This window comes from Bacteroides sp. RCH18 (assembly GCF_058231005.1).
This window is the reverse complement of sequence record NZ_JBIPTC010000001.1, coordinates 3529160-3541359: the sequence shown is the minus strand read 5'-3', so window position 1 is coordinate 3541359 and position 12200 is coordinate 3529160. Positions and strand designations below refer to the sequence as shown.

The window sequence follows — 12200 nt, the reverse complement described above, 5'->3', positions numbered from 1 at the left end:
TCACAGCATCATACCGAAAAACTCATAACTGAAAACTCATAACTTAATACTCATTATGAAGATATTATTACTAGGCTCGGGCGGCCGCGAACATGCACTGGCATGGAAAATTGCCCAAAGTCCGAAAGTTGAAAAGCTGTACATCGCTCCGGGAAACGCCGGAACAAACGCCGTAGGCGAGAATGTCAACATCAAAGCTACCGACTTTGAAGCGATCAGCGCTTTCGCTCTGAAAGAAAACATCGAAATGGTGGTAGTAGGTCCCGAAGACCCGTTGGTAGAAGGCATCTACGATTACTTCCAGAATCGTCCCGAACTGAAACATATCGCCGTTATCGGTCCGTCCGCTAATGGAGCACAGCTGGAAGGCAGCAAGGAGTTTGCCAAAGGCTTCATGATGCGTCATCAAATCCCGACAGCCCGGTATAAAAGTATCACAGCCGAAAATCTCGAAGAAGGTCTGGCTTTCCTCGAAACGCTGGAAGCCCCATACGTGCTGAAAGCTGACGGACTCTGTGCCGGAAAAGGCGTTCTGATCCTCCCCACACTGGACGAGGCAAAGAAAGAACTCAAGGAAATGCTTGGCGGTATGTTCGGCTCCGCATCGGCCACAGTCGTAATTGAAGAGTTCCTGAGCGGTATCGAATGTTCCGTATTCGTGCTTACCGACGGCGAACACTACAAAGTCCTCCCCGTAGCGAAAGACTACAAGCGTATCGGTGAAGGCGACAAAGGACTCAACACAGGCGGTATGGGCAGCGTGACTCCGGTTCCGTTTGCCGATGAAGAATACATGGAAAAAGTACGTACCCGCATCATCGAACCTACCATCAACGGACTGAAAGAAGAAAACATCGTCTACAAAGGCTTCATCTTCCTCGGACTGATCCGGGTAAAAGGCGAACCGATGGTGATTGAATATAACGTCCGCATGGGCGACCCGGAGACGGAAAGCGTGATGCTCCGCATCCAGAGCGACCTCGTGGAATTGCTGGAAGGCACAGCCGCAGGCAATCTCGATGAAAAGACACTGGTCATGGACCCGCGCTCGGCAGGTTGTGTGATCCTTGTCAGCGGCGGTTATCCCGAAGCATACGAAAAAGGCTTCCCTATCAGTGGTCTGGAACAGGCTGCCGCTACCGAAAGCATCATTTTCCATGCCGGAACAGCCATGAAGGACGGACAAATCGTAACGAACGGAGGACGTGTGATCGCCGTCTGCTCTTATGGCGCAACGAAGGAAGAAGCGCTGGCACAGAGCTATAAAGTGGCAGACATGATCGACTTCGACAAGAAGTATTTCCGTCGCGATATCGGATTCGACTTATAATGAAAAGCAAGAGACTACAAGGTCTGGTCACAGCAGGGCGGTGGACACTCCCTGCTGCGATTTTCATCTGCACCCTTTGTTGGGTGCTGACCTCTGCCCTATTGCCCGAACTCACCATGACAGCGGGCGAAGAAGGCGGTTCCGTGCTTTGGCAGTCTGCCCGCACGTTGCTGCTCCCCGCATGGGCGGAGCATCTTGTCAGTTTCTTGATTTACGCGGCTATCGGCTATTTCCTGATCGAGCTGAACAACCGGTTCAGTATCATCCGTATGCGGGCTTCCGTGCAGACAGCCATCTATTTTCTGCTGGTCACCGTCTGTCCGGAGATGCACCTGTTATATGCCGGAAACGTTGCCGCCATAACCTTTTTATTCTCCATCTATTTCCTGTTCAAGAGTTACCAGCAGGCGCAGGCGTCAGGATATCTGTTCTACTCGTTCCTGTTTATCGGTGCAGGGAGCATTCTTTTTCCTCAGCTCACCTTCTTCTCGGTGCTCTGGCTGTTTGAGGCGCATCGCTTTCAGTCACTTACGTTCCGCAGTTTCTGCGGCGCGCTGATAGGATGGACAATGCCCTACTGGATGCTGTTCGGACACGCTTTCTTCTACGATCAGATGGAGCTGTTCTATCATCCTTTCAAAGAACTGGCTACCTTTGGAGATATATTCAACCTACAGATACTCCAGCCGTGGGAGCTGGCGACTCTCGGTTATCTGCTTGTATTGTTCATCGTCAGCGCCGCCCATTGCGTCGTTGCCGGATTCGAAGATAAGATACGTACACGCGCCTATTTGCAGTTTCTCATAGACCTGACGTTCTTCCTCTTCCTGCTGATTGCACTACAGCCGTCACAATGCAGCAATCTCCTGCCGTTGCTCATGATAAGCAGCAGCATACTGATCGGACACCTTTTTGTACTGACCAACAATAAAACATCGAATGTATTTTTCATTGTTGCCATGGTCGGACTCATCCTCTTATTTGGTTTTAACGTATGGACGCTTTTATAGACTCAACGATACAACTCCTCATCGAATGGGGACTTCCGGGATTGTTTATCTCGGCCTTACTCGCAGGGAGTGTTATACCATTCAGTTCCGAACTGGTACTGGTAGCACTGGTAAAACTCGGACTGAACCCTACCGCCTGCATACTGGCTGCCGCCCTTGGCAACACAGCCGGCGGAATGACCTGCTACTACATGGGGCGTCTGGGTAAAATAAGCTGGATTGAGAAATACTTCAAAGTAAAGAAGGAGAAAGTAGACAAAATGATGAAATTCCTGCAAGGGAAAGGAGCATTGATGGCATTCTTCGCCTTCCTGCCGGCCATCGGCGAGGTGATCTCCATCGCACTGGGATTTATGCGAAGTAATATATGGCTCACCACCGCCTCTATGTTTGCCGGCAAACTGATACGCTATATTCTGCTTCTGTACGTACTGGAAAGCGCATGGAACGTCGTTGCGGGATGAAATAACAGGTAATAGGTAATAAGTAACAGGTAATAAGTTTTTTGAGATGAAAAGAGTGATTGAAAAGACTGATGATGGGAGCGCCACCCTATTTGTTCCGGAATTGAATGAACATTATCATTCGACCAAAGGAGCACGTACGGAGTCCCAACACATTTTCATCAATATGGGCCTGAAAGCCTCCGCTGCCCCCTCTCCGCATATTCTGGAGATCGGCTTCGGAACGGGGCTGAATGCTTGGCTTACCCTTGAAGAAGCAGAAAGAAGCGGGCGCAATATACATTATACAGGACTTGAACTCTATCCGTTGGAATGGAAGATGGTGGAGCAACTGGGATATATAGGGAAAGAGAATGATGAGCAATCAGCAAGCAGTAGCGGACAACAAGCACCTATCGACCTGTTCAGAGCGATTCATACATCACCGTGGGAAGAAGAAATATCCTTTACCCCACACTTCACTCTTTGCAAAGTACAAGCCGACGTCAATGAATGGATTACACAGCACAGCCATTCTCCATTATCCATTCTCCATTCTCCATTATTATTTGACGTTATCTATTTCGACGCCTTCGCTCCGGAAAAGCAGCCGGAAATGTGGTCGCAGGAACTATTTAACCGTTTATATGTTTTATTAAATGAAGGAGGCATCCTCACCACTTATTGTGCTAAAGGAGTCATCCGACGTATGCTGCAGGCCGCAGGCTTTATCGTAGAGCGCCTTCCCGGTCCTCCGGGAGGAAAGCGGGAAATACTACGTGCCCGAAAACTGAAACAGAATCAACCCCCGATATTAATACAATAGTCATGAAACAACAACTAAAAGATTTGAAAACACTCCTTCTTCTCGGCTCCTGCCTCCTGTTGGCAGCCTGCACGGGTCGCACGTCCAAAGCAAGCGGCAGCGAAGAAGCGAAACCGGTCATTACCGTCACTATCGAACCGCAGCGCTACTTCACGGAAGCGATTGCCGGTGATAAATTCACGGTAGTCAGCATGGTCCCGAAAGGTTCCAGTCCGGAGACATACGACCCTATTCCTCAGCAACTAGTCTCTCTGGGAGACAGCAAAGCCTATCTCCGCATCGGCTACATCGGCTTCGAGCAGACCTGGATGGACCGACTGATGAATAACACCCCTCATATCCAAGTATTCGACACTTCGAAAGGCATAGACCTGATTCTGAACAACGGTGAGCACAACCACGCAGCAGGACATCATGACCACGACGGGCACAACCACGCCGTAGAACCGCATATCTGGAACTCTACCGCCAACGCCCTCATCCTTGCCGGAAACACCTTCAAGGCACTTTGTATGCTCGACAAACCCAACGAAGCATATTATCTGGCACGTTACGACTCCCTCTGCCAACGTATCCAGCACACCGACAGCCTCATCCGCCAGCAACTTTCCGCTCCAGAATCGGCCAAAGCCTTTATGATCTACCATCCGGCTCTCTCCTACTTCGCCCGTGACTACGGACTGAATCAAATTTCAATCGAAGAAGGCGGCAAGGAACCTTCGCCCGCCCATCTGAAAGAACTGATAGACCTGTGCAAATCGGAGAAAGTAAACGTCATCTTCGTCCAGCCGGAGTTCGACAAGCGCAACGCGGAAACCATCGCACAGCAAACCGGCACAAAGGTAGTCCCCATCAACCCGTTAAGCTACGACTGGGAAACGGAAATGCTGAACGTAGCCAAAGCTCTCACCCCTATGGACCCCGAATAACAACGGGCCTCCATAGCGTTAATGACCGAATGATACATAAACGAAGTAATTCTCCAAATATGAAACCGATTATCGAAATAAAGAACCTTGCTGCCGGATACGACGGCCGTACCGTACTCCACGACGTCAACCTGAACGTTTACGAACGGGACTTTCTGGGCATCATCGGTCCGAACGGAGGCGGTAAGACAACACTCATCAAGTGCATCCTCGGTCTGCTGAAACCGACAGCCGGAGAAATCAACTTCCATGCCCCTACAGAAGCATCCTCCCACTCTCAACTTTCCACTTCCAATTCTTCACTTTCCCTCGGCTATCTGCCGCAGTATAGTACCATCGACCGGAAATTCCCGATTTCGGTAGAGGAAGTGATACTTTCCGGACTAAGTATCCAGAAATCCCTCACCTCCCGCTTCACTCCCGAGCAAAGAGAAAAAGGCAAGCATATCATCGCCCGTATGGGACTCGAAGGACTCGAACACCGTTCCATCGGGCAGCTTAGCGGCGGGCAACTACAACGCGCACTGCTGGGACGTGCCATCATCTCCGACCCTTCGGTACTGATTCTTGACGAACCCAGCACGTATATCGACAAACGTTTTGAAGCCCGACTCTACGAACTGCTGGCGGAGATTAACAAAGAATGCGCCATCATCCTTGTCAGTCACGACATTGGCACTGTACTGCAACAAGTGAAATCCATCGCCTGCGTCAACGAGACACTGGATTACCACCCTGACACAGGCGTTTCCACAGAATGGCTGGAAAGAAATTTCAACTGCCCTATCGAACTGCTGGGACACGGCACGTTGCCACACCGCGTTCTCGGTGAACATCATCATCATCACTAAACATTCATTTGCTGGTGCTACATCAAAGAACGGCCGCACTGCATATCAGTCATTTACAACGGTCACATCAAGCAGCAACAACTGACTTCTCAACTGTTAATGATTGAGATGTCAAATGTTAATAGTTGACATGTCAGGTATTAACAGTTGAGAAGTCAGCTATTAATGTCTGACAACGCAAGTATTATTGACCAACAAATGATTCATTGCTTGGTATAAAAGACACAAAATTGGTATCTTCATACCTACCGTTGTTTATACTGTTTAGTGATTCCACTGTTTCCCTAAAAGGACATAAGATAAAGTAAATCACCTTTCTGTTACTTAATATTTCTTACTTTCTGCCTCATTATCCTTACAAATCACTATCTTTGCGCCCACGTAATCTGTTTTTTAACGAAAAATCTAGATAGTGCTAATGAAACAGTACAGAACTATAAACAACCTCGTGGGTTGGCTTACATTCATCATTGCGGCAACGGTCTACTGCCTGACAATAGAACCGACCGCAAGTTTTTGGGACTGTCCCGAGTTTATAACTACCGGTTATAAACTGGAAGTAGGACACCCGCCCGGCGCACCTTTCTTCATGCTGGTAGCGAACCTGTTCTCTCAATTTGCCTCCGATGTAACCACCGTAGCGAAGATGGTAAACTACATGAGCGCACTGATGAGCGGTGCCTGTATCCTGTTCCTTTTCTGGAGCATCACCCATCTGGTACGCAAACTGGTGATCACCGACGAGAACAACATCACGAAAGGACAACTTATCACTGTCATGGGTAGCGGACTGGTCGGCGCGCTGGTCTACACATTCAGCGACACCTTCTGGTTCTCTGCCGTAGAAGGCGAAGTATATGCTTTCTCCTCCCTCTTTACAGCCGTTGTATTCTGGCTGATTCTGAAATGGGAAGATGTGGCCAACCAGCCTCACAGCGACCGCTGGCTGATCCTGATCGCTTATCTGACCGGACTGAGTATCGGTGTTCACTTGCTGAACCTCCTCTGTCTGCCGGCAATCGTATTGGTGTACTACTACAAGAAAACTCCGAACGCCACTGCCAAAGGCTCATTGCTCGCCCTGCTCGGATCGGGCGTACTCGTAGCAGCCGTGCTTTATGGCATCGTGCCCGGTATCGTTAAAGTCGGCGGCTGGTTCGAACTGCTGTTTGTCAACGGACTCGGCATGTCGTTCAACTCCGGCGTTGTTGTCTATATCATTCTGCTTGCTGCCGCCCTTATCTGGGGTGTGTACGAAAGCTACACCGAAAAGAGCAGACTCCGCATGGCCATCTCATTCATTCTGACCATCGCCCTGCTGGGTATTCCATTCTATGGACACGGCGTAAGCAGCATCCTTATCGGTGTCGTAGTGATCGCAATTCTCGGCATCTATCTTGCTCCGCAAGTACAGGAAAAGATCAAAGAGAAATGGCGCATCTCCGCCCGTACCATGAATACGGCATTGCTGTGCACCATGATGATCGTGATCGGTTATTCCTCTTATGCACTGATTGTGATCCGTTCTACCGCCAACACACCGATGGACCAGAACTCTCCGGAAGATATCTTCACGCTGGGCGAATACCTCGGCCGTGAACAATACGGAACCCGTCCTCTCTTCTACGGTCCTGCTTTCTCCTCGAAAGTGGCACTCGACGTGAAAGACGGATACTGCGTCCCCCGCCAGTCACAGACGGGAAGCAAATACGTCCGCAAAGAAAAAACCTCACCGGACGAAAAAGACTCATACATCGAACTGCCGGGACGTATCGAATACGAATACGCGCAAAATATGCTTTTCCCCCGTATGTACAGCTCTGCGCACTCCTCACTCTACAAGCAGTGGGTAGACATCAAGGGGCATGACGTCCCATACGACCAATGCGGCGAAATGGTGATGGTGAACGTACCGAACCAATGGGAAAACATCAAGTTCTTCTTCTCCTACCAGCTCAACTTCATGTACTGGCGCTACTTTATGTGGAACTTTGCCGGACGGCAGAACGACATTCAGAGCAGCGGAGAAATAGAACACGGTAACTGGATCACCGGTATCCCGTTTATCGACAATCTGCTGGTAGGCAACCAGGAATTGCTTCCGCAGGACCTCAAAAACAACAAAGGACACAACGTATTCTACTGTCTGCCGCTGCTGCTCGGCTTGATCGGACTCTTCTGGCAAGCATACCACAGCCAGCGGGGTATCCAGCAATTCTGGGTGGTGTTCTTCCTATTCTTTATGACAGGTATCGCCATTGTGCTCTACCTTAACCAGACACCTGCGCAGCCGCGTGAACGTGACTATGCGTATGCCGGTTCGTTCTACGCCTTCGCCATCTGGGTGGGTATGGGAGTCGCAGGTATCATCCGTATGTTACGCGATTACTGCAAGATGAAAGAAGTTCCGGCTGCCGCTCTCGCATCAGTACTCTGTCTGCTTGTCCCCATCCAAATGGCCGGACAGACATGGGACGACCACGACCGTAGCGGACGCTTTGTTGCCCGTGACTTCGGTCAGAACTATCTGATGACCTTGCAGGAAGAAGGAAATCCAATCATCTTCACCAATGGTGACAACGATACTTTCCCGTTGTGGTACAATCAGGAGACAGAAGGTTTCCGTACCGATGCACGTACCTGTAACCTCAGCTACCTGCAGACCGACTGGTACATCGACCAGATGAAACGTCCCGCCTACGACTCTCCGTCACTCCCGATCACTTGGGACCGTGTGGAATACGTCGAAGGCCAGAACGAATACATCCCCATCCGTCCGGAAGTAAAGAAGAATATCGACCAGATGTATGCACAGGCAGACAGCGCGCTCGAAAACGGAAATCCGGAAGCGATGAACGAACTGAAAGAACAGTTCGGAGAAAACCCGTATGAGCTGAAGAATATCCTCAAATACTGGGTTCGTTCGGATAAGGAAGGACTGCGCGTCATCCCTACCGACAGCATCGTAATGAAGATCGACAAGGAAGCTGTCCGCCGTTCCGGCATGAAGATACCGGAAGCACTGGGCGACTCCATCCCCGAATACATGACCATCTTGCTGAGAGACGCCAACGGCAACCCCAAACGCGCCCTCTACAAGAGCGAACTGATGATGCTCGAAATGCTTGCCAACGCCAACTGGGAACGTCCCATCTACATGGCTATCACCGTAGGCAGTGAAAACCACCTCGGCATGGACAACCACTTCACGCAGGAAGGTCTGGCATACCGCTTCACTCCGTTTGATACGGACAAGCTGAACAGCAAGATCGACAGTGAAAAGATGTACGACAACCTGATGAACAAGTTCAAGTTCGGCGGCATCGAGAAACCGGGCATCTACATCGACGAAAACGTAATGCGTATGTGCTACACACACCGGCGCATCTTCACACAGCTCGTAGGACAGCTCATCAAAGAAGGCAAAAAAGACAAGGCACTCGCCGCACTCGACTACGCCGAGAAGATGATCCCGTCATACAACGTACCGTATGACTGGGCAAACGGCGCCTTCCAAATGGCGGAAGCCTACTACCAGCTGGGACAAAACGAAAAAGCGAACAAGATCATCGACGAACTTGCCAACAAGTCTCTCGAATACATGATCTGGTACCTCAGCCTGACTGATTACCAACTTTCTATCGCCAGCGAAAACTTCATGTACAACGCAGGACTGCTTGACGCAGAAGTACGCCTGATGGAGAAATACAAATCAGAAGAATTGGCTAAACATTACTCGGAACAACTCGACCAGCTATACAATGAGTATGTTGCGAGAATGAAAGGGAAATAAAAACTAAGTAATAAGTATTAAGTAATAAGTAATAAGCTGCGCCATAAACCGCACGGTTATTACTTATTACCTATTACCTGTTACTTATTAATAAAGACTCTTATGTTTATAGAACAACCACCTTGGTTCTTCCGAGCGCTGTATCCACAAGCCATCTTCCGGATGGACCCAAACGAACGGGCAGTCTACCTGACTTTTGACGACGGCCCTATCCCGGAAGTTACCCCTTGGGTACTGGAGCTACTGAAGAAACACGATATTAAAGCTACCTTCTTCATGGTAGGCGACAATATCCGCAAACACCCGGACGAATACCGGATGGTGGTAGAACACGGACACCGCATCGGCAACCATACCTTCAACCACATCCGCGGCTTTGAATATTCCAATCCGGATTATCTGGCCAACACCAGACGGGTAGACGAAATTATCCACTCGGACTTGTTCCGCCCTCCACACGGCCACATGGGATTCCGGCAATATTATACCCTTCGCCACCATTACCGTATCATCATGTGGGATCTCGTAACCCGCGATTACAGTAAGCGAATGCGCCCGGAACAGGTACTGAACAACGTAAAACGCTACGTACGCAACGGTTCCATCATCACCTTCCACGACTCTCTGAAATCGTGGAACAACGGGAATCTGCAATATGCCCTCCCCCGTGCCATCGAGTTTCTGAAAGCGGAGGGCTATGAGTTCAAGGTATTCTAGCTGCCGGCAAAGAAACATTTTACCTGCCGACAGCAAGTTTTCTAATTACCGATAAGGTTTTCATCCATATCCATTATGAAAAAGCTCCTCTCCTCAGACCGAATTAAAGCCGAAGCACTACGCCTCGGCTTTTCCGCCTGCGGACTGGCGCCTGCCGAAGCTGTAGATGAAACTGTGGCTACCGCCTTCCGTCAATGGCTGGCGGACGGTTGCCAGGCAGAGATGGTGTATATGCAGAATTATGAGGATAAACGGCTCGATCCACGCTTGTTGGTGGAAGGGGCACGTACGGTGATCAGCGTTGCGCTAAACTATTATCCGGCAAAAAAACTTCCCGAAGGTGAGTATCAGATTGCATGGTATGCCTACGGGAAAGATTATCACGATGTGATGAAGGGGAAATTGAAGGAACTTTTTGAGTTTATAGAGAAAGAAGTTTCATTCTCCAAAGAAACAGACAGTACTATCGCCTCGACAAACAATATCGGCACATATACTGAAAACTACGCCTCAGCACCCCAAGCTCCGGTATCCCAAACCTCCGCTTCTCCACTTCAAGGCCGCATATTCTGTGATACCGCTCCCATACTCGAACGTTATTGGGCATGGCGTACCGGCTTGGGATGGATGGGAAAGAATACACAACTCATCATTCCTCACGCCGGCTCCTGCTTCTTCTTAGGAGAAATTATTCTTGATAGGGAAGCTGATAATTATGACTCTCCACAACGAAATCAATGCGGTTCGTGTACACGTTGCCTGAATACCTGCCCGACAAAAGCGCTGGAAGCTCCTTTCAGGCTCAATTCCGAGAGATGTCTTTCTTATCTTACCATTGAGTATCGTGGCGAACTTTCGCTCAATGTAGGCAAAAAAATGGGCAACAAGATATATGGCTGTGACGAATGTCTGAAAGCTTGCCCTTGGAATCGCTTTGCCACTCCTTGCCAGACAGCCGAATTTCAACCGTCTCCTTCTTTGCTAAGTATGAAGAAGGATGATTGGCATTCGCTGAGTGAAGAGCAATATAAAACCATTTTCAAAGGTAGCGCAGTGAAAAGGGCTAAGTATAGTGGATTGATGCGTAATATAAAGATTATTAAATAAATATTTAAATATTAAGAGCTACTACCTTACGATAATAGCTCTTAGGATCAATTAATGCAAGTTCTTCTCATAACAAACAGTTAAACCACTATATAAAAATAGTATTTCATGCAAAATATTATTCAGCATATTGCATCAAAATAGCAGGAAAATCAATAGAAAGTCCTGCATAATTTGCAGTAGACGGAACTCTTCCCTTAAATAATCCCATTGACATATATGCATCTGTAATATAAGCTAACGCAACCTGCCCATCATTCATTAATACAGGAGAAAGAATAATTTTTCCCTGTAAATACAAACCATCATCAGTTTTAGTTATTATTGAGCCGTACATCACTCCTCCTTGCCCATCAGACAAAGCATAATTTTGCTGCTGTGGAGTGGTTATAACTAAAGCTCCATCTTGATAGGTGACCGCTAAAACAATCGTTGCTCCCAACAGTCTTGTCATTGGTAGCTGGAATATATAGCCATTACCACCCGGATTTTTAACAATTTGAGTATTTTCCTCTAATGAAAGAACTTGATTAATACCAAATGCTGTAGCAACGACTTTCACAACACCTGTCCATTGTCCCAATAAGTCATCAATATCGTACTGCAATAAAGCATATTCAATTTCACGAATGCCAGTAGTCACTTTTACAATGGCCGAACGAATTTTACCAGTGAGATTCTCTTTTGCAATAAACTTAAATCCATCACTCGTCATTTCATAGGATAACCATTGAGAAGCATCTGCTGGAATAGATACCTGAATAGGCAAATTACTCGACATTTCAACAGGGACCTCCTCTGCAGCATCTGTCAATGTGAAATAGGTAGCATCTCTATTATATTTCCAAATAGCTCCTTCCTGCAGTATGGTTGCTTGCTGCGTACTCACACCATCAGTTAAAACGATTTGTGCGCTACGCCCCGGATAACCTGTATTAGCATCTACAGAAATGGAAACTTTATGATCTGCAACTTCGATTACCTGACACCAATCGGCATTCACCGTAGCCGTGACAGTTCCAGTTGCTGCAAATTCGACAGTTCCAGTGCCACCACTAGCTTTCATATCCAAATCTGATTTTATAATTGTCAATTTTACAGTGGCAGCATCGTCATCTGAAGAACATCCTGCAACAAAAAATAAGCAGAATATTATTAAGTATAAATTCAGTATATTTTTCATAATCTAGTTTT

The 12200-nt window shown here is 48.1% G+C and carries 10 protein-coding genes; 9 read left to right on the top strand and 1 reads right to left on the bottom strand.

Annotated features, from left to right (window positions below; genetic code table 11):
* Nucleotides 1-55: 55 nt before the first annotated feature.
* The 9 genes from purD to queG all read left to right on the top strand — a co-directional run bounded on the left by purD (nt 56) and on the right by queG (nt 11006).
* Complete coding sequence (purD, locus tag ACHLI0_RS13835) at nt 56-1330, top strand: phosphoribosylamine--glycine ligase (RefSeq protein ID WP_011108718.1); 1275 nt, start codon at nt 56-58, stop codon at nt 1328-1330.
* Nucleotides 1330-2340 (top strand): hypothetical protein, encoded by a 1011-nt coding sequence (locus ACHLI0_RS13830; RefSeq protein ID WP_490749398.1) that lies wholly within the window; start codon nt 1330-1332, stop codon nt 2338-2340. Before purD ends, ACHLI0_RS13830 begins: the two co-directional genes overlap by 1 nt.
* Complete coding sequence (locus tag ACHLI0_RS13825; RefSeq protein WP_490749397.1) at nt 2325-2804, top strand: YqaA family protein; 480 nt, start codon at nt 2325-2327, stop codon at nt 2802-2804. Before ACHLI0_RS13830 ends, ACHLI0_RS13825 begins: the two co-directional genes overlap by 16 nt.
* A gap of 46 nt (nt 2805-2850) precedes the next feature.
* Nucleotides 2851-3609, top strand: a complete 759-nt coding sequence (gene mnmC2, locus ACHLI0_RS13820; RefSeq protein ID WP_490749396.1) for a tRNA (5-methylaminomethyl-2-thiouridine)(34)-methyltransferase MnmC2 — start codon at nt 2851-2853, stop codon at nt 3607-3609.
* Between the two features lie 2 nt (nt 3610-3611).
* Nucleotides 3612-4538, top strand: a complete 927-nt coding sequence (locus ACHLI0_RS13815; protein WP_011108714.1) for a metal ABC transporter solute-binding protein, Zn/Mn family — start codon at nt 3612-3614, stop codon at nt 4536-4538.
* A gap of 59 nt (nt 4539-4597) precedes the next feature.
* Nucleotides 4598-5389, top strand: a complete 792-nt coding sequence (locus tag ACHLI0_RS13810) for a metal ABC transporter ATP-binding protein (protein ID WP_008767471.1) — start codon at nt 4598-4600, stop codon at nt 5387-5389.
* A 418-nt stretch (nt 5390-5807) separates the two neighbouring features.
* Nucleotides 5808-9182: a protein O-mannosyl-transferase family gene (locus ACHLI0_RS13805; protein WP_061473792.1), complete on the top strand. Its 3375-nt coding sequence runs from the start codon at nt 5808-5810 to the stop codon at nt 9180-9182.
* Between the two features lie 102 nt (nt 9183-9284).
* On the top strand, nt 9285-9899 hold the full coding sequence (locus ACHLI0_RS13800) for a polysaccharide deacetylase family protein (protein WP_016269215.1): 615 nt from the start codon (nt 9285-9287) through the stop codon (nt 9897-9899).
* 75 nt (nt 9900-9974) lie between these two features.
* Entirely contained in the window at nt 9975-11006 is a 1032-nt protein-coding gene (gene queG, locus ACHLI0_RS13795; protein WP_490749395.1) for a tRNA epoxyqueuosine(34) reductase QueG, read from the top strand.
* Between the two features lie 118 nt (nt 11007-11124).
* Here queG and ACHLI0_RS13790 read toward each other — a convergent pair whose 3' ends face one another.
* Nucleotides 11125-12189, bottom strand: coding sequence for a BACON domain-containing protein (locus ACHLI0_RS13790; RefSeq protein WP_008767467.1), 1065 nt, complete (start codon nt 12187-12189; stop codon nt 11125-11127).
* Between the last annotated feature and the right edge of the window lie 11 nt (nt 12190-12200).

Coding starts and splice junctions, on each gene's coding strand:
- purD (WP_011108718.1), top strand. CDS start 56: ATGAAGATATTATTACTAGGCTCGGGCGGCCGCGAACATGCACTGGCA.
- ACHLI0_RS13830 (WP_490749398.1), top strand. CDS start 1,330: ATGAAAAGCAAGAGACTACAAGGTCTGGTCACAGCAGGGCGGTGGACA.
- ACHLI0_RS13825 (WP_490749397.1), top strand. CDS start 2,325: ATGGACGCTTTTATAGACTCAACGATACAACTCCTCATCGAATGGGGA.
- mnmC2 (WP_490749396.1), top strand. CDS start 2,851: ATGAAAAGAGTGATTGAAAAGACTGATGATGGGAGCGCCACCCTATTT.
- ACHLI0_RS13815 (WP_011108714.1), top strand. CDS start 3,612: ATGAAACAACAACTAAAAGATTTGAAAACACTCCTTCTTCTCGGCTCC.
- ACHLI0_RS13810 (WP_008767471.1), top strand. CDS start 4,598: ATGAAACCGATTATCGAAATAAAGAACCTTGCTGCCGGATACGACGGC.
- ACHLI0_RS13805 (WP_061473792.1), top strand. CDS start 5,808: ATGAAACAGTACAGAACTATAAACAACCTCGTGGGTTGGCTTACATTC.
- ACHLI0_RS13800 (WP_016269215.1), top strand. CDS start 9,285: ATGTTTATAGAACAACCACCTTGGTTCTTCCGAGCGCTGTATCCACAA.
- queG (WP_490749395.1), top strand. CDS start 9,975: ATGAAAAAGCTCCTCTCCTCAGACCGAATTAAAGCCGAAGCACTACGC.
- ACHLI0_RS13790 (WP_008767467.1), bottom strand. CDS start 12,189: ATGAAAAATATACTGAATTTATACTTAATAATATTCTGCTTATTTTTT.